The organism is Glutamicibacter sp. AGC46 (assembly GCF_053543715.1).
Window position 1 is genome coordinate 583230 of the sequence record NZ_JBLVOJ010000025.1, and the last position, 25182, is coordinate 608411.

Here is a 25182-nt window from a genome sequence, read left to right on the forward strand (position 1 = left end):
TGTGTACGAGACGATAATGGACTCATGAGCATTGCATTCACTCCATGGCAGCGAGCCGCATATGGTGCCAACCTACTAGATTCCAATGGACAGCCCGGAGTGACAATCTTTGAAGAAATCACCGCATTAGCGAATCATCACAAGGCCATCAACCTAGGCCAGGGGTTCCCCGATTCCGAGGGTCCACCAGAAATCAAGAAAATTGCAATCGACGCAATACAAAATGGCGCTAACCAATACGCACCAGGTTCAGGGACGTTGAACCTCCGCGAAGCTATCGCTGCGCATCAGGAGCGGTTCTATTCGTTGAAGCTTGACCCGGAGACTGAGGTCGTCGTTTCCACTGGCGCGACTGAAGCCATCGCCGCTTCTCTGCTGGCTTTCCTGGAACCTGGCGATGAAGTTGTGACCTTTGAGCCTTATTACGATTCCTATGCAGCCATGATTGGGTTGACCAACGCTGTGCATAAGGTCGTTCAGCTCAAGGCTCCGAATTTCGAACCAAATTTGGATGACCTTCGGCGTACGGTCACTGACCAGACGCGGGTAATCCTCGTGAACAATCCGCATAATCCAACTGGCACCGTATTAGATGTTTCAGTGCTCCAAGAAATCATTGCCCTGGCACATCAGCACGACTGCATCATCATCGCCGACGAAGTCTATGAACATCTGACTTTCGGTGTGCGACATGTTCCTATCGCGAGCCTGCCCGGTGGATCAGAACGGACCATCACCATTTCTTCAGCGGGCAAGTCCTTCTCCTTTACCGGCTGGAAAATAGGCTGGGCAACCGGTCCTCGCCAACTGATCACTGCTGTCCGTACAGTGAAACAGTTCCTGACCTACTCCTCGGGCCCAGCTTTCCAACCCGCAGTAGCGCAAGCCCTGCAACTTCCAGACGCCTTCTTCGAGCGCTTCGCTGCCGATCTCGGACAGTCGGGAGAAATTCTCGCATCAGGCCTGGAAACAGCTGGCATCCCAGTGATTCGCCCAAAGGGTACCTACTTCTTGGTTGCTGATGTACGTGGCTTTGAATTGAATGATGCTGCTGAAGTAGCACGAATGATGCCCGAGCGCATCGGCGTTGCAGCGATACCGATGTCGGCCTTTGTCCATCCCGAAAACCGAAGTGATTATCAGGGTCTGCTGCGCTTCGCCTTCTGCAAAAAGCCTGACGTGATTTCCGATGCGGTTCAGCGATTGCAGCGCCTGCCAGAGGTGCTCTCCAATTGACACGAAAGCCGGCTAAACGGTGGCTTGGTTTCGTCCAGGAACACGCCACGATTTACGACGATGACTTGGTCCCCGGGTCAAAAATACTCGCCATAGGCGACGCGCCCCAGTCGCATGTCAATCTTTCGCATCCGGAAGAAGTCTTCTACGAATATCTCGCGCGCATTGCCAATCATCTGAAGGTCCTGCGCCCAGAAGAGCGTCCAATGAAGATGCTGCATCTCGGCGCTGGCGCCTTGACTCTGGCTCGCTGGGCGAGTGTGGTTTATCCATCGAGTACTCACGTAGCTGTAGACATTGAGCGGGAACTTCTTGATTTCGTTCTCACGCATCTGCCTTTGCCTCAAGGCTGCGACCTGTCTCCAATTGTTGCCGATGCAAGGAGCGTGCTTGCTGAACAACTGGTCGATGAAAAATTTGACGTCATCGTTCTGGATATCTTCTCTGGGCCGGACGCACCAGAACACCTCACCACCGACGGCTACTACGCAGAACTCAAGAATTCATTGGCCAACGACGGATTGCTGTTTGTGAACATTGGCGATGATCCTCCCTTGGATTTCACTTGTTCTCAAGTTGAGGCAGCAGGTTCCAGCTTTGAATTCGTGATGCTGAGTTCAAGTCCGGAAATGTTTACCAACCGCTTCCCCGGGAACTTGATATTGACAGCGTCCCGCCAACGATTCCGGGACGATCTAATACTCCAATGCCAGGCAGCGGGACCATACCCGTCAGAAGTTCGCCATTCGATGGATCTAGATGGGTTCTGCAAACCATAGGTGCGTTTCGCCGTATTTCTTGTCGGCGAACTTCTCCATGGCGCTCGGCCATGTTGGTTCTGGTGAACGACCGGAACGCTCGACGATCACGGTGGCATCTTCAGCTAGGATTCTGGATATCTTCTCGAGCGTGACAGCTAGTTCTTCTTCAGTCAGCGGGTAAGGAGGATCCAGCAAGACAACGTCAAAAGTCTTGCTGGGCACTCCAGAAACCGCGTTGTAATAACCATCAAGGACGCTATCAACGCTCCCGCGCTGAACCGACACTGTATCGGTCTTCAATACCTTATTCACCAGTGCCGCATTTTGCTGGCAAACAGAGACCGCTTTGGGCGCCTTTTCTACAAGAACAACCTGCCGCGCACCGCGACTGGCTGTCTCGACTCCTAGCGATCCTGATCCTGCAAAGAGATCCAGTACTCGTGCACCGGAGAGGATGTCCCAGCTTTCCAAACGGGAGAAAAGGGCCTCTTTGACCCGGTCCGTTGTAGGGCGTGTTGCATCACCAGGTACGGACTTCAGTGGACGCCCGCCAGCGGCGCCAGCGATTATTCGGCTCATTGCCTAGATCTACCTTCAATCAGTTCTTATTCAAGTATTCTTTGGTGGGTTCATCAAGCCAATTCCCGGCAGCCACCAGGAGCCCGGGGTGTTGACGTCCCCAGTTGCCATCGGCAAGGAGGAGACCCGCATCGGTTCTCGCCCGCTCAATAAGCGAGCGATCCTTGATGATGCTCAGTTCCCGCAACGACGATCGGCTACCCGATTGCTGAACGCCGAGGATGTTTCCTTCTTTGCGTTCTGCCAAGTCTGCTTCGGCTAGCTCAAAGCCATCGATTGTTGACTCGATCGTCTTCAAACGTCCAACCGACGGATGGTCCGCGTCCAACCATGTGGTCATGAGGCACGTCCCGGGAAATCCGCCACGGCCTACGCGGCCACGCAGCTGGTGGAGCTGCGAGATGCCAAAGCGCTCAGCATCCATGATCACCATCAACGTCGCATTATGAACGTCAACACCGACTTCAATGACTGTGGTAGAAATCAGCACGTCAATTTCGCCACGTGCAAAGGAATCCATGGTTTCTTGCTTGTCTGCTGCATCCAGTTGCGAGTGCAACGCTTCGGTACGTATCCCAACAAATTCAGGCATACCACCCAGCAACTCCTGCATGGCTTCGACGCTCATGGTTTGTCCGGCAGAATCTTCATAGGTCGCTAGGAGAACGCCTTGTTCCGCTGTCGTGTCTGAAATTCTTGGACACACCACATAGACCTGGTGGCCCTTCTCCACTTCCTCAATGATCCTTGAGAACAACCTGTCGCGGAAACCGGTCAGCTGCATGGGCACAATATGCGTTTGGATCGGTGCGCGCCCGGCGGGCAGGCGCTTGATTGTCGACGTGTCCAAATCGCCGAACACGGTCATAGCGACGGTTCTCGGGATCGGCGTAGCGGTCATAACCAGGGTATGCGGAACAGAGCCAGCTGTCTTAGCCCGCAAGGCATCGCGCTGTTCAACGCCAAAACGATGTTGCTCATCCACGACGACTAGGCCAAGTTCAGCAAATTGCACCTGATCGCCCAGCAGGGCATGCGTACCAATCACCAGTCCTGTTTCACCGCTGGCAATACCTAATAGGGCTTCACGACGCTGTGCAGTTTTTGCCGAACCTGTCAGGAGCGCGACTCCAGTTCCTTCGCCTTCGCCGAACAATCCGGGTTCTGCAAGGTTGCCAAGCATCTTCTTGATAGACGCATAGTGCTGTGCGGCCAGGACTTCTGTCGGTGCAAGGAGTGCTGCTTGGCCTCCGGCATCGATCACCTGCAAGATGGCACGTAGCGCGACAATGGTCTTGCCGGAGCCCACCTCTCCCTGCAGCAATCGATGCATCGGATGTGGCTGTGCCAGATCGGCAGAGACTTGTTCGCCGACAAGGAACTGGTCTTCAGTGAGGGTGAACGGCAGGATGGCATCAAATTTATCGGCCAGTCGTCCTGGCACCTGTGGACGCGCGATAGCTTTCTGCGCTCCCAACTGGCGACCGCGTTCCCCTAATGCCAGCTGCAGCATGAAGGCTTCTTCAAAGGCGAAGCGCTGTCGAGCCACGTAAGCCTGCTTGATTTCTTTGGGAAAATGTCGATCCAAGAACGCTTGATGGCGTACTGGGTAATGATGGGTGCGTAGGAGTTCTGCTGGAAGAAATTCAGGAAGATTCTGATCTGTGAATTGTTCCATCAACAACGCCATCAAATCCCTGATGCGCTTATTCGGCATCTTCGCCGAAGCCGGATAGATCGGGATAGGGCGCGGATCCGCTTGTGATACTTCATCCAGGATTGCGTATTCGGGCTGGCTCAGCTGCAGGTGGTCCTGGTACCAGCCAACCTTGCCGCTGAACATTGCAATAGTTCCAATATCCAAGTCGGTTCGGGCTTGATAACCATTGAAGAAGGTCATCTTCAGTTCTTGGCGGCCTGCACTTAGCTCATCGCTAACGGTCACTTCAAAAATGAAACCGCGACGCGAGTGCATCTGTCGCTGGCTAACGTCAACCACCTGGGCCACAACGGTGACGTGCTCGTCAAAGGGAAGCTCTGAAATTGGCGTAAGTTCGCCTACTTCGACGTAGCGCCGCGGAAAATGCCAGAGGAACTCCCCCACTGTGCTGTAGCCGAATGCCTTTTCCAGCGCGGTGGCGTTCTTATTTCCGAGGAATGTTGAGAGTTCTGCATTCTCAAACGTGGTCGGCATTGTTTCAGCCATCGTTGGTGCACAGATCGGTGACGCTGATATTGACTGGGTCACCATGTTTCCTTATCAGTTCCAACGCCGGTTCGGCTTCAGGCACGTGGACGTGGACACGCCATCTGTAGGTGTCTTCCTCCAGCTGGTTAACGGGAGACATGATCACTGAGTTGCCCATTGAATCTAGCTGTCCGCGCAGCGTGGCGGCGCCCAAGGCGTCTAAGGAAACGGTACACATCACCTCAACACCTGATTCCGTTTCTTCAGTCAGATGAATGTGAGGGTCTTGCAGTCGGTAGCCGTGGAAGTCGTCGTAGGAATCAAAGTCGGTGGATTCGCTCCGAATAGCGGCACAGAGTTCATCAATTATGATCAGCATTCCGACGGCTCCAGCGTCGACAACGCCAGCGTTAATGAGACTCGGAAGTTCAGATTCTGTACCTTTGACGGCAAGTTGCGCTGCTTGGGTCATTTGGGTGAGAACAGCATCGAGCGCTGCTCGACTATCCGGATCTGTCTTCAAGTGCGCCAGCGTTGAGCCAGCCGCCAAAGAAATTGCGTTGATCACCGAAAGCATAGTGCCTTCGACGGGTTCGCTGAGAGCCGACCATGAACGCACCTTGGCTCGTTCAAGACCGAGCGCAAGCAATGGTGCAGTTAGTCGTTCGTGACCAATCCACGGCTCGCTTAGTCCGCTCAAGAAGACTGCGAGTAGAGTTCCTGAGTTGCCGCGCGCTGATTCCATAGAAGCCCGCGCGGCAACTTCAAGAAAACCGCCAATGTCGTCGCTTTCCAATTTGCTAATGGCGTCATGCCCCGCTCTGGCGGTCAGATACAGGTTGCTACCGGTATCTCCATCTGCCACTGGGAACACGTTAATCGCGTTCAACCTGTCAGAGTGGTTCCCGAGACTCTTGACGCTTCGGGCGAGCCACTCTCGGATGGCGCGCACGGAGGTATCGAGTTTGTGGGGAGTCATGGAAAGTCGTTCCTTAGGTGGTCTTACTGCGACAAGTCGGTTGATGAAACGAATTCATCGACCGTGTCATTCTGCAATGCTTCGCCAAACTTAGCAATCGTATCCATGTCCGGAATGACGATTGACTGCCCATCAGCTGAACGGCCTGGACCGTTATTTGGCAAGGTGAAGAATTCCATATCACCGGAACGGACGTTGATCATCGAAGACGCTATTGACGCAATTTTACCCGCGTCCAAAGTCTCGTCAACGGCCACATATGGTGCGATTTCTTCAACTACGGACTGAATCTTCGTGGGGCTGGTCAGAGTTTCCTTGGAAAGTATTTGACCAATCAAAGCCTTGACGAACAGCTGTTGATTCTTCACACGACGGTAGTCGCTTCCACCTGGTCCGGTGAATGCCTTACGCTCACGGACAAACGCTAATGCTTCGTCTCCGTCGAGCGTCTGCACGCCCTGTGGGAAGAAGTAGCCTTTGACATGAACAGGACTGAAAGCGATCGGGTTATCGACGGTTACACCACCCACAGCATTAGTCAGGCCCTTGAAGCCTTCAAAGTCAATCGAAGCTACGTGGTTGATACGGATGCCGAAGAGACCTTCAAGAGTTTCCACAGCCTTTGGAACACCGCCGCTGGCGAATGCACGGTTAATCTTCGCAGTACCGACGCCAGGGATATCTAGCCAAGTATCGCGCATGATCGAAGTGACAAAGACGTTTTTTCGGTCCGAAGGTATATGCACCAACATCATGGTGTCGGAGCGTCCGCCACCCGGGAGCGTCGCGAAATCATCATCCGACGCATCATCGCTACGCACGGCACGGGTATCGGTACCCAGCAGAAGTACGTTTACCGCATCCTTCGATTCTTCTTTAACCTCCGGACGCGTTTCCTCCGCAGGAAAAGCATCCGTTATTTTGGTGCTGTTGTCATTGAAAGTTCTACTGAGGTTCCAGGCGTAACCGCCAGCGACAAGTCCTGCTATAACCACCAGAGCAAGGATGCTCAGGATAATAGTTCGACCCGTCCGCTTCTTTGTCTGGCGTGGTCTCACCGAATGCTCTTCAAACGACATATGCTACCTTTCACAGTTTCAACTGACTACATCTTATCTTTCAGACTGTCGATGTAGGCTTATAACGTGTTTAAAATCAGTGTCTCCGCACGACTGTCACCAAAACTTAACCGAATAGTGGGTCGTGGTTCAGCAATAGCCGGAATAGGGCTACTTTCCGTAATCGGGCTAGCCGGGTGTGCTTCAGTCGCTTCCGTGGATGCTGCCCCGGACGCAGCCAACCCGCTTTGTGCGGAAATGATGGTTGTCCTGCCCGAAGCCATCGATGATGCCGAGCGTCGTTCAACGACCTCGCAGGCAACCTCGGCCTGGGGCGACCCGTCAAAAGTTGTCTTGCGTTGCGGTGTCGAAGTTCCAGGACCCACTACTGACCCCTGCGTATCCGTGAATGACGTCGACTGGGTAGCGAATGAGGATGAAGAATCAGGTATCTGGACCCTGACTACTTACGGCCGGACGCCGGCGACCGAAGTCGTCTTGGATCCTAACGTCATCCCGTCAAGTACCGTACTAGCCACGCTGTCGGATGCAGCCCAGAAGATCCCGGCTTCCAAAAAGTGCGTCAGTGTTGACAAGTCAGTTAACTTGTAAGCGGATCGTCTACAAGCAAAGCGTGAGGGTGTGTTGATTCTTCAACACACCCTCACCCTTTAACGGCTATTCCCGGATTAGCGCAAACCGATATTCCGGTCGGTAGCCAGCCCAATCAGCTCATCAATAAGTTCACGGTACTCAATTCCCGTTTTGGCCCACATTTGCGGGTACATGCTTGAAGGCGTGAAGCCAGGCATGGTGTTGATTTCATTGATGATCCATTCCCCTTCAGGAGTGTAGAAGAAATCAACTCGAGATAGGCCTTCTGCATCAATAGCGTCGAAGGCCTTCACTGCAAGTTCGCGGATCTCGCGAGTGGCTTCTTCGCTCAGATCCGCTGGGCAGCTGAGCTCGGCGGCGGCGCCATCAACATATTTCGCTTCAAAATCATAGAAAGTGTGCTCATTATCTGCCACCGCGATTTCGCCTGGCAATGAGGCACGCGAAGGTTCGCAGCCGCGGCCTTCAAGAACACCGCATTCGATTTCACGGCCGACAATCCCCTGCTCGATGATCACCTTGGGATCTTCAGCACGGGCAATTTCAATAGCGGCACGAAGCCCCGAAGACTCGTCTACCTTGGTGATGCCTACCGAAGATCCTGCACGGGCCGGCTTGACGAACAACGGGTACTGCAGGTCTTCGCAACGCTTCATGGCAGCTTCGCTGTTGCGCAGCCACTGCTTGTTGGTGATGACTTCGTACGGGCCTACTTTGAAGCCTGCTCCTTCGAAGACTACCTTCATGAAATGCTTGTCCATGCCCATCGCGCTGGCTGCGATACCCGAGCCAACGTAGGAAACGCCAGCCATTTCCAGCATGCCCTGGATTGATCCATCCTCGCCAAATGGACCATGAAGCAACGGGAAGACCACGTCGATCTCGCCCAGATCTGCCACCGTGGAGTCCGAGTAGGACAGCAATGATGTCTTCTGCGCGTCGGTGGAAAGATGCACCGGATGATCCACCGAGGAAATTTCTGGCAGCTTGCCAGTATTGAGTGCCCAGCCTTCTGGATCCTCGTCCAGCAGGGTCCAGCCGCCGTCGCGGGTGATACCCACCGGAACAATTTCGAAACGCTCGCGGTCGATGGCGTGCATGACGCCGGCCGCAGTAACGCAGGAAACGGAGTGCTCTGAGGAACGGCCACCGAAGAGCAAGAGGACGCGGAGCTTGCGTTCAGTCATTAGTGACGTTCTCCTTCAGATTTCAATTCACGCGCCAACAGGCGTGCAGCCATATTTTCAACGCTCAAGGTGCCCTCCAGGACCATGACCACTGCTTCGGTGATTGGCATTTCCACGTGATGGGCCTGGGACAAGTCGAATACGGCACGTGCTGACTTGATGCCTTCCGCAGTCTGCGACATGCGGTCATTGACCTCTTCCAAGAAGAGCCCCTGGCCAAGCAGGCGTCCTGCAGTGTTGTTGCGGGAGAGCGAGGAAGAACAGGTAGCCACAAGGTCGCCTAAGCCAGAAAGACCTGCCAAGGTGTCCAAACGGCCACCCAGGGCGAGGACCAAGCGAGTGGTTTCAGCCAAGCCGCGCGTGATGACGGTGGACTTGGTGTTATCGCCCATTCCCATGCCATCGCACATGCCAACGGCAAGGGCGATGATGTTCTTGACGATTCCGCCAAGCTCAACACCCAAGACATCGTCATTAGTGTAGGGACGGAAGTATGCAGCGGAGCACAGTTCAGCAATCCACTGCGCAATATCAGAATCGGTGCAGGCCACGACCGAAGCCGTTGGCTGCTCGCGTGCGATTTCCATTGCCAGGTTTGGTCCGGACAGCACAGCGATCTGCTTTGCAGGCAGCCCGGTGACTTCGGCGATGACCTGGCTCATGCGCAGATCGGTCCCGCGTTCAAGACCCTTCATCAGTGAAAGCAATACCGCACCGGGTTCAAAGAATTCTTTGAACTTCGCCAATTCCTGGCGCAACGACTGAGCCGTAATAGCCAAGACGACAAGGTCAGCGTCGTTGAGAACGGTCTTCGGATCCGATGATGCCGTGATGTTTGCCGGAAGCTTGGTTTCGCGCAGGTAGCGTGAATTGGTGTGGCGTTCATTGATTTCGTTGGCGGCGTCTTCGCGACGGGCCCAAATCTGAACGTCGATGCCCTTGTCTGCAACGGAATCAGCAAGCACCTTGGCGAAGGTTGTCCCCCAACTGCCAGCGCCCATGACGGCGATTTTGCGTGGTAGCGGCTTAGTCAATGTCAGTCCTCTGGAAGGTGTTGATCAAGGTAATTAGTTATCCGGGGTATCGAAATTGCGGCCAGTCTTCGACTGGCCATGCTTGCTGGGATCCCAACGCGCAGCTGGTGCTTCTTCTTGGCGCAGTTCTGCGGTCAGTGCGGTGATCGCGTCCATGATGCGATCGGTGGCTTCTTGCAGCACTGCACGAGTCCGCGGGCCATCACGCAAGTCATCAAGATCCACTGGCTGGCCAACTGACACCGTGACGTGCTTTCGCGGGAACGGATACATTTTCTTGGAATAGCGCGGCAGCAGCTCCTGGTCGCCCCAGTGAGCCATCGGTACCACTGGTGCGCCAGTCTGCAGGGCCAAACGTGCGGCACCGGTTCGTCCTACCATTGGCCACAGAGCAGGGTCGCGGGTCAGCGTCCCTTCCGGGTAAATGACTATGACCCCGCCGGCGTCCAGGACTTTTCGGGCCGCGGCCAGCGATTCGCCAGCATTGGATGCACTGCGTGACACCGGAACCTGTCCGGTCTCGCGCAGCATCCATCCGAGCACTGGGATCTTGAACAAGGATTCCTTGGCCAGCCAGCGTGGCAGCCGGCCATTGCTGTAAATAGCATGGCCGACAACCAGCGGATCAATCTCGGTCAGGTGATTGGGGCAGAGGATGTACCCGCCCGGAGGGAGGGTTTCGAAGCCCTTCCACGTTTTGCCCATCAAACCGTTCATGGCAGAACGGACAATGCCCGCCAATAGCGAGAAAACCCGTTTAGTCTTAGCAGATTCGCCAGGGGCCAGAATCTTTACCACGAATCGGATCCCCTTTAGTTGCTCAGCTCGACATTTGCGCCCAGGGCCTGCAGCTTCTCCATGAAGTGCTCGTAGCCTCGGTTGATGATCTCAATGCCGGTGACCTTGCTGGTGCCTTCGGCAGCCAGAGCAGCGATCAAATGGGAGAAACCGCCACGAAGATCAGGAACATCGATGTCGGCACCGGTCAGCTGCGCTGGGCCTACGACAACAGCAGAATGCTTGAAGTTGCGCTGTCCGAAGCGGCAAGGGGTGGAGCCGAGGCAGTCGGTGTGAACCTGGACGGTGGAACCCATGCGAACCAGCGCATCGGTGAATCCGAAGCGGTTCTCATACACAGTCTCGTGAATGACCGATACGCCCTTGGCCTGGGTCAGGGCCACTACCAGCGGCTGCTGCCAGTCAGTCATGAAGCCCGGGTGAACGTCGGTTTCCAGGATCAGTGGGTTAAGGTCTCCACCTGGGTGATAGAAGCGAATGCCGTCGGACTTGACGTCGAATTCACCACCGATCTGGCGGTAGACGTGCAGGAAAGCAGTCAAATCACGCTGGGTCGCGTCCTGGACGAAAATATCGCCCTTGGTGACCAGCGCGGCAGAGGCCCATGATGCGGCTTCGTTGCGATCAGGCAACGCGGAGTGGTCGAAGCCCGTAAGCTTCTCGACACCCTGGATGCGGATCACGCGGTCGCGGTGCACGGAGATGATGGCGCCCATCTTCTGCAGAAGCGAGATCAGGTCAAGGATTTCTGGCTCAATGGCCGCGTTGCTGACTTCGGTGACACCCTTGGCTCGAACGGCCGAGAGCAGTACCTGTTCGGTGGTGCCGACACTTGGGTATTGCAGTTCAACCTTGGCGCCGGTCAGCCCATTAGGGGCCGAGATGCGGATGCCATCGGCAGCCTTGTCAACGATCGCTCCAAAGTCGCGCAGCACTTCCAGGTGGAAGTCAATCGGACGATCGCCGATGCGGCAGCCACCCAGATCCGGGATGAACGCTTCGCCCAGGGCGTGGATCAATGGTCCGCAGAAAAGAATAGGGATACGCGAGTCACCGGCATGGGCATCGATCGCCTGGTTCGAGGCGGTCTTGACCTGGGTAGGGTCCATGGTGAGATCGCCGGTTTCAGGGTCCTGGTCAACCTTGACACCGTGGATTTCAAGAAGGCTGCGCACGACAGCTACATCTTTGATCTCTGGTACGTTGCGCAATACCGAAGGGGTATCGCCAAGCAGAGCCGCGACCATGGCTTTTGGCACTAGGTTCTTTGCTCCGCCGACTCGTACGGTGCCCTTGAGCGGGACACCACCATGGATCGTCAGGATCTTACCCATGTATGAATTACCTCATCGCGTAGTCGTTATCGCCCGCCGAAGCTTCTAGGCTTTCGAACTGGCAGGACTAAGTAAGCATACCGCCTCTGTACCTGCCAGTATGCCCAGATCATCTCGTGGCGCACACATTGTGAGCATGCTTTCAGACAGACCTATTATGCTCTGCCGAAAATCATTCCATCAGGAATGCAATAATCCGCTCACCCCTAACAACGTCAGGGAGGAGCGGACCATTCCAATTACTTTGAACTCGTTGCTTAGCCTGCGGTTTGTGCCGGCAAAGTTTGCGGCTTATGCGCAGGACGCTTGGCTTCGTATGCGGTGATATCTTCCTCATGCTGCAAGGTCAGGCCGATATCGTCCAGGCCTTCCATCAAGCGCCAGCGGGTGTAGTCGTCAATCTGGAACGGTGCCGAGATGGAACCGCACTGGACCGTACGCGATTCCAGGTCAACGGTGACCGTGGTGCCTGGATTGTTCTCCAGTTCCTTCCAGATCAATTCAATGTCGCTCTGGGCCACTTCAGCAGCAACCAGTCCCTGCTTGCCCGAGTTGCCACGGAAAATATCGGCAAACCGAGCGGAGATCACAGCCTTGAATCCGTAGTCCTTCAACGCCCAGACAGCGTGCTCGCGCGAAGAACCGGTGCCGAAGTCGGGACCTGCCACCAGCACGGAGCCGGTATTGAAAGGTTCCTGATTCAGGATGAAGTTCTCATCCCGTCGCCAACCCGCGAACAACGCATCCTCGAATCCGGTGCGGGTGATGCGCTTGAGGTAAACGGCAGGAATAATCTGGTCCGTGTCCACATTGCTCTGGCGCAGTGGAACACCAATACCGGTGTGGCTGACAATCTTTTCCATGACGGTGATCCTTCCTAGACCGAAGCCGGTGCGTTGACGAGGTCGCTGGGCGACGAGAGGGTTCCACGGATAGCGGTAGCCGCGGCCACCAGCGGCGACACCAGGTGGGTACGTCCGCCCTTGCCCTGTCGTCCTTCGAAGTTGCGGTTGGAGGTGGACGCGCAGCGCTCCCCCTCGGCCAGCTGGTCCGGGTTCATGCCCAGGCACATGGAGCAACCTGCAAAGCGCCATTCAGCACCGAAATCCTTGAAAATCTGGTCCAGGCCTTCAGCTTCGGCTTCCAGCCGAACACGCGCCGAGCCGGGTACCACGATCATGCGGACATCAGGATCCTTTTCCTTGCCCTTGATGACCTGGGCAGCTGCACGCAGGTCCTCCATGCGGGAGTTGGTGCAGGACCCCAGGAAGACGGTATCCACGCGGATGTCCTTCAGCGGAGTGCCGCCGGTCAGACCCATGTAGTTCAAGGCACGCTCGCAGGCCTTGCGGTCATTCTCGTCTTCGAAGTCTTCCGGAGAAGGCACATTCTCGGACAGCGAGACACCCTGGCCGGGGTTGGTACCCCAGGTGACAAATGGTTCGAGTTCGTCTGCATTCAAGAAGACTTCAGCGTCGAAGCGCGCGCCTTCATCGGTGTGCAGCTGCTTCCAGTCCTCGACGGCGGCGTCCCAGTCTTCGCCTGCCGGTGCATGCGGGCGTCCCTTGACGTATTCGAAGGTGGTCTCGTCCGGAGCGATCATGCCGGCACGGGCGCCAGCCTCGATGGACATGTTGCAGATGGTCATGCGGGCATCCATGGACAGCGAGCGAATCGCAGAGCCACGGTACTCCAGCACGTATCCCTGGCCGCCACCGGTACCGATCTTGGCGATGACCGCCAAGATGATGTCCTTGGAGGTAACACCAGGCTTCAAGGTGCCTTCGACGTTAATGGCCATGGTCTTGAACGGCTTCAAGCTCAGCGACTGGGTGGCCATGACATGCTCGACTTCCGAGGTGCCGATACCCAAAGCAAGGGCTCCGAAGGCGCCATGGGTCGAGGTATGCGAATCACCGCAGACAACAGTCATGCCTGGCTGGGTCAGACCCAGCTGCGGACCTACCACGTGAACGATGCCCTGTTCCGTGTCGCCCAAGGAGTGCAGGCGAACGCCGAATTCCTTGCAGTTATCCCGCAGGGTGTGGATCTGGGTGCGGCTGGTCAGGTCGGCAATGGGCTTGTCAATATCCAGCGTAGGAGTGTTGTGGTCTTCGGTCGCAATCGTCAGGTCTGGACGACGCAGCGGACGGCCAGCCAGGCGCAGGCCCTCGAAGGCCTGCGGCGAGGTCACCTCGTGCAGCAGGTGGAGATCAATGTAGATCAAATCCGGCTGGCGGGCTTCACCTTCACCTTCTCCTCGGCGCACAACATGTGCATTCCAGACTTTTTCTGCCAATGTCTGGGGCGACTGCATGGCGGACATGCGACACACTCCTCAAGCTACGAACATTTGATACTCCAACTTTGACACTTCATAGATCGACTTTTCCAGTATGCGGACTTGAATCTCAAATACTGAGACGTGATACTGGAACTATGACAACAGGCAGCGGCGTAGGCGTACTGGACAAGGCAGCAGCCATTCTCAACGCATTGGAGAATGGTCCCACTTCCTTGTCCCAGCTGGTGGAACTCACCGAGATTTCGCGTCCTACGGTGCACCGTATTGCGCAATCGCTGGTTCACCATGGATTGGTGGGACGCGACATGCATGGCCGCTTTGAGTTGGGGAACCGTCTGGTGGAACTCGCCAGCGCCGCTGGCGAAGACCGATTGGTCAGCGCGGCGGGACCCGTTCTCATCAAGCTTCGCGACCTCACCGGTGAAAGCACGCAGATTTTCCGCAAGCAGGGCGATTATCGTGTGTGCATCGCCAGTGCTGAGCGTCCAATCGGCCTGCGTGACACCATCCCTGTTGGAACCCAGCTGTCCATGAAAGCCGGCTCGGCAGCCCAGATTCTGCTCGCCTGGGAAGACAATGAACGCATGGTGGATGGATTGCATCACGCGCGTTTCACGCCGACAATTCTGGCCGGGGTCCGTCGGCGTGGTTGGGCCCAGTCGCTGGGAGAACGCGAGCCAGGTGTTGCTTCCGTATCCGCACCAGTTCGCGGGCAGTCCGGACGAGTCATCGCGGCACTGTCCTTATCCGGCCCGATTGAACGGCTCACGCGCCAGCCAGGGAAGATTCACCACGAAGCCGTGACTAGCGCCGCCCACGAGCTTTCCGAACTGCTGCGCATCCAGAATGACCGTGCGTAGCCAGCTCATGAAGAACGTTCGGAGCAGCTAGCCGAAGTGGTCAAAGCCTGTCTCAGGCTTTGCGACCTTGCCATCAAGTTTCACCACTGCGCGGCGACCATTAGCCGGCTTGGCAGCACCAATTACGGTGAATTCCTCTGGGATTTCAATTCCCTCTGGGAAGGCAGCAAGGAGTCCAAAATCTTCGCCGCCGTACAGTACCCACGACATCGGATCGGTGCCGGTCAGTTCTGACGCGGCTTCCAAGCGAACAGCATAATCCTGCAGCGCGGAAGACTCTAACTCGAGATTCACATGGCTGGCTTTGGCCAAGCGCCCAGCGTCACGGATCAGCCCATCAGATATGTCCATCATGGCTGTAGCACCAGCTTCCGCGGCACGCGGGCCGGATTCCAACGGTGGCACGGGACGGCACTGCGCCTGGACCAGCCGGCGCACCGCCCGGCTCCAGCCTTGTTCGTTGCGATCATGCTCAAGCATGGAAAGCCCTGCCCCAGCAGCACCGACACGTCCTGCCACGGCAATGCGGTCGCCAACTTGGACTCCGCTCCTCAGGACCTTGCCATGCTCGCATTCGCCCAGAACGGTAGTGGTAACGGAAATTTCTTGGGACTTCCCGAGGTCTCCCCCGAGAATGGTAAGTTCCTGTGCGCCAAGTCCCTGAATAGCCTCGGCTATGCCGCGGCTGAAGTCCCTGACCCATTCCAAGGACGTGTCCTTCGGCAGGGACAAAGAAATCACGGCGCCAGTTGCGTGACCGCCCATCGCATTAATGTCCGAAACATTTTGTGCAATGGATTTCCACCCGATGTCATAGGCTCTGTGCTCTAGCCCGCTGGGCCAGATCAACCGAAAATCTTGATTCTCAACCAGGGTATCCACGGAGACGAGAACTTCCGTTCCGCGCACGCGCAGCGCGCCTGCGTCGTCGCCGGGCCCGAGACTTGCTTGTTCAGAATCAAGCAGCGGCAACATCGCGTCCAGGATGCCTTGTTCCCCAAGGTCACCTACCGTTGCATCGACGTTTGGTTGGTTTGTAGTCACAGAGTTCTAATCGGCTTTCTTGGCTGCTGAGGTGATCAATGCTGAATAACTATTGAAGGTGTCCAAGTGCTGGTCAACAGGATCAATCACGGCCTGCCTGACCAAGTGGGATACCGAGCGTTCAATGTTCTTCAACGCTTTCCTACGCTTAACTTTAGCGACTATTCGGTTGACAAACGAGCAAGCCAAGCCAAGGACAATACCCAGCAGTATTCCTATGAAAACCAGCAGCGTCGGGACGGCGATTCCTTCGACCCGGGGAGCCTGCGGCAGGTCGAATTGAAAGTATCCAGCCACCGGATAGCCTGCGAGCCACAAGGCTCCGCCCAGGGCCGCAACAAGTGCCACCCATTGGATGACTTTGACTACCGGCCACCACCACGAGGACCGTTCAACACCCAGCGGTGTGCCGGCTATAGCCGCATCGATGCCGTCATCTAGTACCTCCGTATTCGCGTGCACCTTTTCACGCAGTGGCTCTTTCCAGCTTTCCGGAAGATCGTTGGAAGCCTCGGAAACATACTGGTTAATGCCATGTTCGATAGCCGAAGCCTCCGCGACAGAAAGCTCTGGACGCGAAGTCAAGGACAATTCCGGGTCTTCATGCCGGCGCCCAAGATTCATCCGTTTCAGCGGATCGTTGCGCAGCTTGACCAGCCACGTGGTCAAAGGCCATCCTGTTCGCGAAGCACCCCGAAGCAGGTAGGAGGTCTCCACTGCGTCAGCAATGTACTGGGCGCCGTGCGCTTTTGCGATCACACGATCCAGCTCTGCTTGGTGCAGCTGGCTAGGCAGGCGCACCTTTTCCACCTGGAGTTCCTCACTGAGGCGGTGGATGACTTGATCAACATCTGCGCGGAGCCGACGCGTGGAAAGTGCCTTGTTTTTCGCCGCGGCCGCAATCTTGGCACGCACATCTGCGATCCCTTCGCCCGTGGCAGCAGAGGCGCAAACGATGGGAAGGTTCTCCAAGCCGGAGGTTGCCAAGATGCCGCGCAAGGAATCGACGACTTGCTTGCGTTCTTGTTCTGCAATCTTGTCAATCTGGTTCAGGACGATCAGCAGGTTCCCCTGCTGGCTGCGCAAGGAATTGAGATATCCATGGTGTATTGACGCGTCGGCGTATTTCTGCGGATCAAGCACCCATACCAGATAATCCACTTGGCCCACCAAACGAGCAGCAATCTTGTGGTGATCCACTGCCGTGGAATCCATGTCCGGTAGGTCCAACAGCAAGAGACCGGAGTCGAACTTCTTTTTATTTCCAGGTTGCGCCCGGCTGTCCTGATCGCCCATGACGTGACGAGTAGTAACTTCCAGCCAGTCCAGTAACTCGCTTGATCCTTCTGGTTCCCAGATTGCAGCGACAGTATCAGTAGTAGTCGGGCGGATGACACCCGTGGCCGCCAACTCATGCCCTACCAAAGCGTTGAACATCGTTGATTTTCCGCTGCCCGTGGCACCGAAAAGTCCTACAACCACATGTTCGGATGAAAGCTGGCGCCGAGATTCAGCACGCGTGATAACGTCCGCGGCTAGATCGATGGTTTCTGGTTCCAGATATGGTTCTGCAAGCTGCATCGCTTCCACGATGCTGTTGATTTGAGAGTTGAGACCGCTGACTGCTCTGAGAATCTTGCGCTCGGACATTAGTGAGCCCCTTTGCTGCTCAAGGCTGAGGTAATCTTGCCCAAACGATCGGCAAGCTCCGGCTGCGATTTTGCAGCTAGCTCGTCCAGGTAGATCGACGAGGTCCTATCCAGTAGATCCCGTGCCCGGGTGTCAAGCATCTTGCGGGCTTTGGTGGCCATGCGACGTACCGCATCCTCGCCAAAAATTGCTTCCAGCAGTTTCTGCCCTACCAATGCGGAGCCGCCGGCAATACCGATTTCCAGACCGGTGAGGCCCGCTGTTGACGCAAAGACCACGACCATCAGGATGACCGCCACCCCGTTGACTCCAAATGCCGCCATGCGGGCCGTCTTGCGCTTCCCGGCGCCCTCCTGCCGAATCATGTCCAAGACATCTTTTTGCCAAAGCCGGATGCTTTCCGAAGCTTGCTCATTGAGATCCTGTGGCGGGCGCGGCGATTGCAGATTAGAGCGTAACGCTTGGCCAAATGGCGTGTTCTTCCACGACCTGTCAACGTCGTGGCAGGCCTTGGTTGCCTCGGCAATGAAGACCATGTGCAGGCCTGATTCGATGGCTTGTTCAACACGATGGGTCGCTGGCGGTTTTCCCGTCAAGAATGCGCCAACACGATCCCTCATCCGTCCAATGGCGCCTTCGATTCCGCGCAGCAGCTCGCCCGCTCCTACGAAGTCCTGCCACCGGGCCAGGATTTCGCCACGCAGCAATGAGCCGTCATTGAGCGAATCGTTAATTCTGGCCAGCGATTGCTCAAAGCGCTCATTGGTAATGGCGCGCAATTCAACGAGCTGTTTCTCCTGCTCTTGCAGTTCAGCGATAAGCTCACTGACATCTGCGGTGGTGCGCCGCAACGCGCCGTCAAGTGTTTGGGCCGCAATCTGCTGTCGTTTAGCGGAATCTGCTGCCAGTGAGTTCAGCCACGCGAGCAAAGGTTCCACGTGCTCACTTGGAATCAATTTCTGGTCATCCAGTTGCGTCTCGTTCAGGACATGCAGCAACGACGGATCCAGGTCCTTCTCGCTTAACAGGCGTTTCAAATCCGGAACAATATCGTCTTCGGCTCCAGGTGGCACCCTGTTCAAGACGACGCAGACGGTAATTTTCCGTGCGCCGGCTTCGGTGAGCATATCCCAAGGAAGAGCATCGGCGTATCTATTGGCTGTGGTGACAAAAATCCACAGATCTGCTGCGTTCAGAAGCTGGCCCGCCAATTCCCTGTTCTCGTCGGAAACCGAGTCGATATCCGGGGCATCGAGGATGGCCAAACCTCGTGGTACCTGCTCACGGGGCGTCATCAACAGCGCATGATTACTGGCTGCTCCGGCAACGGCATTGAAGCCACGTCCGGCTACGCGTTTAAGTTCGGGAAGAATCCGTTCAGATTCAAAGAAGGATTGGTCAACAGGGTTGAAAGCCAAGACCGGAGTCCGGGTGGTCGGACGCACGGCGCCGGAGAGACTGACAGGTTCTCCCAGAAGGGAATTGACTAGAGTCGATTTGCCCGAGCCCGTGGAGCCACCGACGACCACCAGTAGCGGTGCGCCGAGATTCGAAACTCGTGGAATCAGGTAGTCCGAGATTTGATGCAATGCCTTGTTGCGCAGTTCTTCGAACGCAGAGGCTTCTCGTGGCTGGCCATTTACAAAGGAAAGCTCTTCGAGCAGCTCCTGGAGCTCGCTCAAACGAGCTGTGGAATCACTGCCAATTTCGGTTTGCGATGCAGTTTCCTGCCCTGAGCTCTTAGCCAGATCTGAATTCGACTCCATGAGAACTATCTTGCCTCATGCCAACAGGGAATCCCGCGAGCCTGATGCAGATTTTGTCCGGGAAACGCAAAAACCGCGGAATTTTCCGCGGTTTTACTGTGGTGACCCCAACGGGATTCGAACCCGTGTTGCCGCCGTGAGAGGGCGGAGTACTAGGCCGCTATACGATGGGGCCGTATGCTGAAGACAAATCTTCAGCTCACCAAATCTCTTTGGTGAAGCGCTGGGATACCAGGACTCGAACCTAGAATGACGGAACCAGAAACCGTTGTGTTGCCAATTACACCATATCCCACTGTGACTTGGCCTTTCCGGAATTCAGCTGAGCATCATTCCGGCCACTGCCGTAGCACGAGATAAAACTATACCGGCCTAATGTTCAGTACACAAATCGAGCCCCGCGACCGGTATCCCACGCAGAATCCGCGGAAAATCAGCAGAGAACAGGCCAGTCATCCCAAATCCGTCACTAGCCAGCCAGGGAAATTCTTGTGAAGTGAAGCACTGTCCGTGAGAAAATACTGGAGTCCCGCGTCAACGGCACATTGATAGCCGCCAACAGGGTCATCCCCTATGCAAAGCGCCTGTGCCGGCAGACCCTCTAGTTCAGCGCACCGGCCAAGGAACGGGGCAAAAATGGGGTTTAGGAGCACCGGTGATATCGTAACCAGCGATCCAAGGCGTATAAGCTTATCCGCTGGGCGCGGTTAATCCTCCCAAACTGTACGCACGCAGCAACCGCACTGCCCGCTTTTCCATAAACGTGCGCTTGCCTGCGATGCACCTCTCCCGGGCTTAATCACCCTCAACCGCAAAAGCTGCCGCCATTCCGGCTCCGACATGGACGAGAAACCGCGGATTGCGGACGTTTGCAAATCTACGAGCGCGTCATCAAAATCAAAGCGAACGCCTCGGACAGGACCAGTCACAGGACTGGAACCATCCGAGGCGCTCAAAGTGCTTTTCAGCGGGCTTTCGGCGAATAGCTAGCGGGACTCACCAAATGCGCGCAAACGCTTGAGGCTCGACTCGCGTCCAAGAATTTCCATGGACTCGAAGAGCGGTGGAGATACGCGCTTTCCGGAGATAGCAACGCGGGCTGGTCCGAATGCCTGACGAGGCTTCAGTTCCAGTTCGTCCACGAGCTTCGTGCGCAGTGCTGCCTGGATGGTTTCGGCGTTCCATTCGGTAAGGGTTTCGAGGCCCTGGACAGTAGCATCGACAACCTCAACCAGGTTTGCCGGCATTCCCTTGAGCGCTTTCTCGTCGATGATAATTTCGTCATCAGACTTGAAGAGGAATTCAAGCATGTCGGTCGCTTCACCCAACAGGGCAATACGTTCCTGTACCAGTGGCGCAGCCTGGTCCAGGATGTCGTTTTCACGTTCAGTCAGTTCTTCGCCCACCAGGCCAGCGGCCTGCAGGTAAGGAACCAAACGATCACGGAAATCCTGTGCTTCGAGCATGCGCACGTGGGTTCCGTTGATTGCTTCTGCCTTCTTCACATCGAAGCGGGCAGGATTGGACAGCACATCTGCTACATCGAAGGCTTCTACCAGCTGCTCACGCGAGAAGATATCTTCATCAGCACTTAGCGACCAGCCAAGAAGCGCGAGATAGTTCAGCAGGCCTTCCGGGATGAATCCATTGTCGCGGTGCAAGAATACGCTGGATTCTGGATCACGCTTGGAGAGCTTCTTGTTGCCCTGTCCCATAACGTATGGCAGGTGGCCAAAACGCGGCATGTACTGGGCAACGCCGATATCGTGCAGCAACGCATACAAGACGACCTGGCGTGGGGTCGAGGACAACAGGTCTTCGCCACGAAGTACGTGGGTAATGCCCATCAGCGCATCATCGATTGGGTTGACTAGGGTGTACAGCGGCTTGCCGTTGGCGCGCACCACCACATAGTCGGGAACGGATCCAGCCTTGAAGGTGATCTCGCCACGTACCAGGTCATTGAAGGTAATGTCGTGATCCGGCATGCGAACACGCAATACCGGTTCACGACCCTCGGCCTTGAACGCGGTTTTCTGCTCATCGGTCAGTTCGCGGTCGAAGTTGTCGTAGCCCAGCTTCGGGTCACGGCCGGCTGCCTGGTGGCGTGCTTCAACTTCTTCTGGGGTCGAGTAGGACTCGTAAAGATGGCCTGCAGCGCGAAGCTTGGCAATGACGTCCTCGTAGATCTCACCACGCTGCGACTGGCGGTATGGCTCATGCGGACCGCCCGCGTTGACGCCCTCGTCCCAATCGATACCCAACCAAGCCAGAGCATCCAAAAGCTGGTTGTAGCTTTCCTCGGAGTCACGCTTGGCATCAGTGTCTTCGATGCGGAAGACCATTTTGCCGCCGGTGTGACGCGCGTAGGCCCAGTTGAAGAGGGCAGTACGGATCAAACCTACGTGAGGGGTACCAGTTGGGGATGGGCAAAAACGAACGCGTACCGGGGTATCTTCGGTAACAACGGGAATCAACGAAAGATCAGTCATGATGTTTTCATTCTATGCCTTCTGCAAAGAAACTTGCAGTTAAAGCGCGAGGCTCCCGATCACATTAGCGATCGAAAGCCTCACAACATCAGTGATGGTTCCTAGCGACGGAAGACGGTTCGCAATGAACCGATACCTTCGACTTCCACTTCTACAACGTCGCCTGCATTTACTAGGCCGACACCCGCAGGAGTGCCAGTCATGATGACATCGCCTGGCAGCAAGGTGAAAGCCTCGGAAGCACGAGCAACTAATTCGTTGACCGGCCAGATCATGTCGTTGGTAGTTCCATCTTGGCGAACCTCTCCATTGACGCGGCTGATAATTCCCAGATCATCCGGGTCGGCAATCTCGGTCTCAATCCACGGGCCCAGCGGGCAAGAACCATCAAAGCCCTTGGCACGAGCCCACTGCGGATCGGTGCGCTGAGCATCGCGGGCAGTCAGGTCGTTTGCTACGGTGTAGCCGAAGATCACGTCCTGCGCCTTGTCGGCTGGAACGTCCTTGCAGATACGGCCGATCACCACGGCAAGTTCACCTTCGAAGGAAACTTCATTTGAAAACGCCGGCAGGGTGACGGGGTCTCCATGGCCGACTACGGAAGTATTCGGCTTCAAGAACATCAGCGGCTCAGCAGGAACTTCATTTCCAAGTTCCTTGGCGTGCTCGCGGTACGTGCGACCAAAGCCCACGACCTTTGAGCGAGGGATGATCGGGGCTACCAACCGAACATCATCCAAGGAGTGCGTAGCACCAGTGGTCTTGATCCCCTGGAAAAATGGATCTCCAGCCAAAACATGAATATCGTTACCGTCGACGACGCCGTACAGCGGGTCGCTATCTACTACTAATCGTGCAATGCGCATACCGATAGCCTATTGCATAACCATCTTCAACGTAGATTATATAAATAGGTAGCCGGCGTGATCTACGCCGGCTACCTACAATATACGTTCCTATTACGCCAAACGCTCCAGCCAACCATGACGGTCTTCCACGGTACCCCGCTGGATTCCCAGCAGTTCTTCGCGAATGGACATGGTCACTTCTCCGGCTGCAGCGTTCTCATCGCCGATGAGCTCTTCGCCGTTCTTCAGCAGGCCGATAGGGGTGATCACCGCTGCTGTACCGCAAGCAAAGACCTCGGTGATATCGCCCGAGGCGATGCCTTCACGCCACTCATCCAAGGTGATCTTGCGTTCTTCCACCTCCATGCCGCGATCCTTCGCGAGCTGGATGACCGACGAACGGGTCACGCCTTCAAGAATGGTTCCGGTCAACGCTGGGGTCACCAGCTTGTTGTCCTTCGTTACGAAGAAGACATTCATGCCCCCGAGCTCTTCAACGGCATTGTCATTGAAGGAGTCAAGGAACAGAACCTGCTTGCAGCCGTTTTCTTCAGCTTCCAGTTGGGCTACGAGCGAGGCCGCGTAGTTGCCACCGCACTTAGCCGAACCTGTACCGCCTCGGCCTGCTCGTGCGTAGTTCTTCGATACCCAAATGGCCACTGGCTTGAGTTCGCCACCGAAGTAATTTCCTGCTGGCGAGGCGATGACGCGGTAGGAAACCTCACGCGCTGCACGCACACCAAGAAATGCTTCGGTAGCAATCATGAATGGACGCAGGTACAGGGCTTCACCGTCACCGGTAGGAACCCAATCGATATCCGTTGCTACCAGCTTGCGCAGCGAGTCGACGAAAACGTCTTCATCCAGCTGCGGGAGCGCTAGGCGCTGAGCGGACTTGTTCATGCGGGCAGCGTTGGCCTGCGGGCGGAAAGTCCATACCGAACCATCGGCATGGCGGTAGGCCTTGAGACCTTCGAAGATTTCCTGGCCATAGTGCAGGACTGAAGCGGCCGGATCCATGGCGATAGGGCCGTATGGCTCTATTCGAGCATCATGCCATTCACCGTTACGGCCCCTATCGTCTGCTGACCAGTCGATGACTGCGGTGTGGTCAGTGAAGAAGTCTCCGAACCCAGGATTAGCCAAGACGCCGGCTCGGTCCTGTTCGCTCTTGCGATTCGTTGAGAGATTTTCGGTGAATTCCATCTACCCTGGACTTCCTAGTTCAATATACAAAGAACGGATGCTCCACGCCTCAGCGGAACATCCGTTCGTGGAATTTGCCACTGGCTATTAGCTAACCAGAAACGTCACTTTCAGCTTATGCCAGTAACGCCACAATTGCATCGCCAATTTCACTTGTGGTGCGATTATCGGTCAATTCTTGACGTGAAGTGATCTCTTTTTCAACAGCTTGCTCAACTGTGCGAGCTTCTTCAGCCAGCCCGAGGTGATCAAGCATCAGTGCCACGGACAGAATCGCCGCGGTTGGGTCTGCCTTCTGCTGGCCGGCAATATCCGGAGCCGAACCATGAACCGGCTCAAACATCGATGGGTAGGTACGGTCCATATTAATGTTGCCACTGGCTGCCAGGCCAATACCACCGGTAATGGCGCCGGCCTGGTCGGTGAGGATGTCGCCAAAGAGGTTGTCAGTGACAATCACGTCGAAACGCGATGGATCCGTGGTCAGGAAGATGGTAGCCGCATCCACGTGCAGGTAATCGTGGGTAACCTCTGGGAATTCCTGCGCCACCATTTCGACAGTGCGCTTCCACAAATGCCCCGCGTGCACCAGCACGTTGTGCTTGTGCACCAGGGTGACGCGCTTGCGTTCACGCTCTGATGCACGGCGGAAGGCGTCGCGGACAACACGTTCCACACCGTAGGCGGTATTCACCGATACTTCGGTAGCGATTTCATGCGCGGTGCCCGTGCGCACAGAACCGCCGTTGCCTACATAAGGGCCTTCGGTGCCTTCGCGAACCACCACGAAGTCAATTTCACCGGGGTTAGCCAGGGGGCTCTCAATTCCAGGATAGAGCTTAGCCGGACGCAGATTCACGAAATGATCCAGCGAGAAGCGGAGCTTCAAAAGCATTTCGCGCTCGATAATTCCTGACGGAATGCGCGTATCTCCAGGGGCAGCGCCAACCGCGCCGAAGAGAATGGCATCGTGCTTCTTAAGAGCTTCCAGCGTCGCTTCCGGAAGTGTTTCGCCAGTCGCCAGCCAATGCTCTGCACCAAGCTTGTAGTCGGTCAGCTTGATCTCGTTCTTGCCACCGTTAGTGACGAACTTCAGAACCTTAACCGCTTCGGCAACAACTTCTGGGCCAATACCGTCACCCGGAATGACCGCAATATCAATTACATTTCCCATGGCACAGATTCTATCGACTAGCGTCCGCCATTTGAGAGTTCATCTCAAATAATGAGATTTGATGAGTT

General features: G+C 55.9%; 21 protein-coding genes and 2 tRNA genes. 4 read left to right on the forward strand and 19 right to left on the reverse strand.

The annotated features are described in order from the left end of the window. Window positions 1-24 precede the first annotated feature (24 nt). Window positions 25-1236, forward strand: a complete 1212-nt coding sequence (locus tag ACNPM8_RS17700) for an aminotransferase class I/II-fold pyridoxal phosphate-dependent enzyme (RefSeq protein ID WP_448940338.1) — start codon at window positions 25-27, stop codon at window positions 1234-1236. Further along, window positions 1233-2015 carry a spermidine synthase gene (locus ACNPM8_RS17705; protein WP_448940339.1) on the forward strand — a complete coding sequence of 261 codons (783 nt, stop codon included), beginning with the start codon at window positions 1233-1235 and terminating at the stop codon, window positions 2013-2015. Before ACNPM8_RS17700 ends, ACNPM8_RS17705 begins: the two co-directional genes overlap by 4 nt. On the opposite strand, the gene rsmD is transcribed toward ACNPM8_RS17705, so the two are convergent. The 4 genes from rsmD to ACNPM8_RS17725 are packed head-to-tail and all read right to left on the reverse strand — an operon-like array spanning window position 1992 to window position 6822. After that, on the reverse strand, window positions 1992-2576 hold the full coding sequence (gene rsmD / locus ACNPM8_RS17710; protein ID WP_426734633.1) for a 16S rRNA (guanine(966)-N(2))-methyltransferase RsmD: 585 nt from the start codon (window positions 2574-2576) through the stop codon (window positions 1992-1994). The two genes, ACNPM8_RS17705 and rsmD, sit on opposite strands and share 24 nt — an antisense overlap. Before the next feature lie 19 nt (window positions 2577-2595). Next, window positions 2596-4782 (reverse strand): ATP-dependent DNA helicase RecG, encoded by a 2187-nt coding sequence (locus tag ACNPM8_RS17715; protein ID WP_448940340.1) that lies wholly within the window; start codon window positions 4780-4782, stop codon window positions 2596-2598. Next, window positions 4775-5743: a DAK2 domain-containing protein gene (locus tag ACNPM8_RS17720; protein WP_448940341.1), complete on the reverse strand. Its 969-nt coding sequence runs from the start codon at window positions 5741-5743 to the stop codon at window positions 4775-4777. The genes ACNPM8_RS17715 and ACNPM8_RS17720 overlap by 8 nt, the downstream gene beginning before the upstream one ends. A 23-nt stretch (window positions 5744-5766) precedes the next feature. After that, window positions 5767-6822 carry an LCP family protein gene (locus ACNPM8_RS17725; protein WP_448940342.1) on the reverse strand — a complete coding sequence of 352 codons (1056 nt, stop codon included), beginning with the start codon at window positions 6820-6822 and terminating at the stop codon, window positions 5767-5769. A gap of 195 nt (window positions 6823-7017) precedes the next feature. Between ACNPM8_RS17725 and ACNPM8_RS17730 the strand changes: the two genes are divergently transcribed. Further along, window positions 7018-7413 (forward strand): DUF3515 domain-containing protein, encoded by a 396-nt coding sequence (locus tag ACNPM8_RS17730; protein ID WP_448940343.1) that lies wholly within the window; start codon window positions 7018-7020, stop codon window positions 7411-7413. A 77-nt stretch (window positions 7414-7490) separates the two neighbouring features. Here ACNPM8_RS17730 and ACNPM8_RS17735 read toward each other — a convergent pair whose 3' ends face one another. The 6 genes from ACNPM8_RS17735 to leuC form a co-directional block, all read right to left on the reverse strand. Next, window positions 7491-8603 carry a D-alanine--D-alanine ligase gene (locus ACNPM8_RS17735; RefSeq protein WP_434690153.1) on the reverse strand — a complete coding sequence of 371 codons (1113 nt, stop codon included), beginning with the start codon at window positions 8601-8603 and terminating at the stop codon, window positions 7491-7493. Beyond that, the gene (locus tag ACNPM8_RS17740) at window positions 8603-9643 is read right to left on the reverse strand and encodes an NAD(P)H-dependent glycerol-3-phosphate dehydrogenase (RefSeq protein ID WP_448940429.1); all 1041 of its coding nucleotides are present in this window, start codon (window positions 9641-9643) and stop codon (window positions 8603-8605) included. Before ACNPM8_RS17740 ends, ACNPM8_RS17735 begins: the two co-directional genes overlap by 1 nt. 27 nt (window positions 9644-9670) lie before the next feature. After that, window positions 9671-10354: a lysophospholipid acyltransferase family protein gene (locus ACNPM8_RS17745; protein ID WP_105661158.1), complete on the reverse strand. Its 684-nt coding sequence runs from the start codon at window positions 10352-10354 to the stop codon at window positions 9671-9673. Between the two features lie 95 nt (window positions 10355-10449). Then, complete coding sequence (gene murA / locus ACNPM8_RS17750; protein WP_105659152.1) at window positions 10450-11769, reverse strand: UDP-N-acetylglucosamine 1-carboxyvinyltransferase; 1320 nt, start codon at window positions 11767-11769, stop codon at window positions 10450-10452. Window positions 11770-12026: 257 nt separating this feature from the next. Beyond that, window positions 12027-12632 carry a 3-isopropylmalate dehydratase small subunit gene (leuD, locus tag ACNPM8_RS17755; RefSeq protein ID WP_448940344.1) on the reverse strand — a complete coding sequence of 202 codons (606 nt, stop codon included), beginning with the start codon at window positions 12630-12632 and terminating at the stop codon, window positions 12027-12029. Between the two features lie 14 nt (window positions 12633-12646). Beyond that, complete coding sequence (gene leuC / locus ACNPM8_RS17760) at window positions 12647-14086, reverse strand: 3-isopropylmalate dehydratase large subunit (RefSeq protein ID WP_448940430.1); 1440 nt, start codon at window positions 14084-14086, stop codon at window positions 12647-12649. 122 nt (window positions 14087-14208) lie between these two features. Between leuC and ACNPM8_RS17765 the strand changes: the two genes are divergently transcribed. Beyond that, on the forward strand, window positions 14209-14934 hold the full coding sequence (locus tag ACNPM8_RS17765; protein WP_105659150.1) for an IclR family transcriptional regulator: 726 nt from the start codon (window positions 14209-14211) through the stop codon (window positions 14932-14934). Between the two features lie 27 nt (window positions 14935-14961). Here the strand turns inward: ACNPM8_RS17765 and thiL are convergent, their stop codons facing one another. The 9 genes from thiL to ACNPM8_RS17810 form a co-directional block, all read right to left on the reverse strand. Next, window positions 14962-15978, reverse strand: coding sequence for a thiamine-phosphate kinase (gene thiL / locus ACNPM8_RS17770; RefSeq protein ID WP_448940345.1), 1017 nt, complete (start codon window positions 15976-15978; stop codon window positions 14962-14964). Between the two features lie 6 nt (window positions 15979-15984). After that, complete coding sequence (locus ACNPM8_RS17775) at window positions 15985-17628, reverse strand: GTPase (protein ID WP_448940346.1); 1644 nt, start codon at window positions 17626-17628, stop codon at window positions 15985-15987. Continuing rightward, entirely contained in the window at window positions 17628-19394 is a 1767-nt protein-coding gene (locus ACNPM8_RS17780) for a dynamin family protein (RefSeq protein ID WP_448940347.1), read from the reverse strand. Before ACNPM8_RS17780 ends, ACNPM8_RS17775 begins: the two co-directional genes overlap by 1 nt. Window positions 19395-19493: 99 nt before the next feature. Continuing rightward, window positions 19494-19569 (reverse strand) — tRNA-Glu (locus ACNPM8_RS17785). A 48-nt stretch (window positions 19570-19617) separates the two neighbouring features. Then, window positions 19618-19689 (reverse strand) — tRNA-Gln (locus ACNPM8_RS17790). A 691-nt stretch (window positions 19690-20380) separates the two neighbouring features. Beyond that, window positions 20381-21886 (reverse strand): glutamate--tRNA ligase, encoded by a 1506-nt coding sequence (gene gltX, locus ACNPM8_RS17795; RefSeq protein WP_448940348.1) that lies wholly within the window; start codon window positions 21884-21886, stop codon window positions 20381-20383. 101 nt (window positions 21887-21987) lie between these two features. Further along, window positions 21988-22752: a fumarylacetoacetate hydrolase family protein gene (locus ACNPM8_RS17800; RefSeq protein WP_448940349.1), complete on the reverse strand. Its 765-nt coding sequence runs from the start codon at window positions 22750-22752 to the stop codon at window positions 21988-21990. 93 nt (window positions 22753-22845) lie between these two features. Next, on the reverse strand, window positions 22846-23940 hold the full coding sequence (locus tag ACNPM8_RS17805) for a branched-chain amino acid aminotransferase (protein WP_448940350.1): 1095 nt from the start codon (window positions 23938-23940) through the stop codon (window positions 22846-22848). A gap of 115 nt (window positions 23941-24055) precedes the next feature. Beyond that, window positions 24056-25114, reverse strand: a complete 1059-nt coding sequence (locus ACNPM8_RS17810) for a 3-isopropylmalate dehydrogenase (protein ID WP_426734658.1) — start codon at window positions 25112-25114, stop codon at window positions 24056-24058. Window positions 25115-25182: the final 68 nt, after the last annotated feature.

Excerpts from the sequence above, each read along its gene's own strand:
- ACNPM8_RS17700 (WP_448940338.1), top strand. The coding sequence starts at position 25 with ATGAGCATTGCATTCACTCCATGGCAGCGAGCCGCATATGGTGCCAAC.
- rsmD (WP_426734633.1), bottom strand. The coding sequence starts at position 2,576 with ATGAGCCGAATAATCGCTGGCGCCGCTGGCGGGCGTCCACTGAAGTCC.
- ACNPM8_RS17715 (WP_448940340.1), bottom strand. The coding sequence starts at position 4,782 with ATGGCTGAAACAATGCCGACCACGTTTGAGAATGCAGAACTCTCAACA.
- ACNPM8_RS17720 (WP_448940341.1), bottom strand. The coding sequence starts at position 5,743 with ATGACTCCCCACAAACTCGATACCTCCGTGCGCGCCATCCGAGAGTGG.
- ACNPM8_RS17725 (WP_448940342.1), bottom strand. The coding sequence starts at position 6,822 with ATGTCGTTTGAAGAGCATTCGGTGAGACCACGCCAGACAAAGAAGCGG.
- ACNPM8_RS17735 (WP_434690153.1), bottom strand. The coding sequence starts at position 8,603 with ATGACTGAACGCAAGCTCCGCGTCCTCTTGCTCTTCGGTGGCCGTTCC.
- ACNPM8_RS17745 (WP_105661158.1), bottom strand. The coding sequence starts at position 10,354 with ATGAACGGTTTGATGGGCAAAACGTGGAAGGGCTTCGAAACCCTCCCT.
- murA (WP_105659152.1), bottom strand. The coding sequence starts at position 11,769 with ATGGGTAAGATCCTGACGATCCATGGTGGTGTCCCGCTCAAGGGCACC.
- leuD (WP_448940344.1), bottom strand. The coding sequence starts at position 12,632 with ATGGAAAAGATTGTCAGCCACACCGGTATTGGTGTTCCACTGCGCCAG.
- leuC (WP_448940430.1), bottom strand. The coding sequence starts at position 14,086 with ATGCAGTCGCCCCAGACATTGGCAGAAAAAGTCTGGAATGCACATGTT.
- ACNPM8_RS17765 (WP_105659150.1), top strand. The coding sequence starts at position 14,209 with ATGACAACAGGCAGCGGCGTAGGCGTACTGGACAAGGCAGCAGCCATT.
- ACNPM8_RS17775 (WP_448940346.1), bottom strand. The coding sequence starts at position 17,628 with ATGTCCGAGCGCAAGATTCTCAGAGCAGTCAGCGGTCTCAACTCTCAA.
- ACNPM8_RS17780 (WP_448940347.1), bottom strand. The coding sequence starts at position 19,394 with ATGGAGTCGAATTCAGATCTGGCTAAGAGCTCAGGGCAGGAAACTGCA.
- gltX (WP_448940348.1), bottom strand. The coding sequence starts at position 21,886 with ATGACTGATCTTTCGTTGATTCCCGTTGTTACCGAAGATACCCCGGTA.
- ACNPM8_RS17800 (WP_448940349.1), bottom strand. The coding sequence starts at position 22,752 with ATGCGCATTGCACGATTAGTAGTAGATAGCGACCCGCTGTACGGCGTC.
- ACNPM8_RS17805 (WP_448940350.1), bottom strand. The coding sequence starts at position 23,940 with ATGGAATTCACCGAAAATCTCTCAACGAATCGCAAGAGCGAACAGGAC.
- ACNPM8_RS17810 (WP_426734658.1), bottom strand. The coding sequence starts at position 25,114 with ATGGGAAATGTAATTGATATTGCGGTCATTCCGGGTGACGGTATTGGC.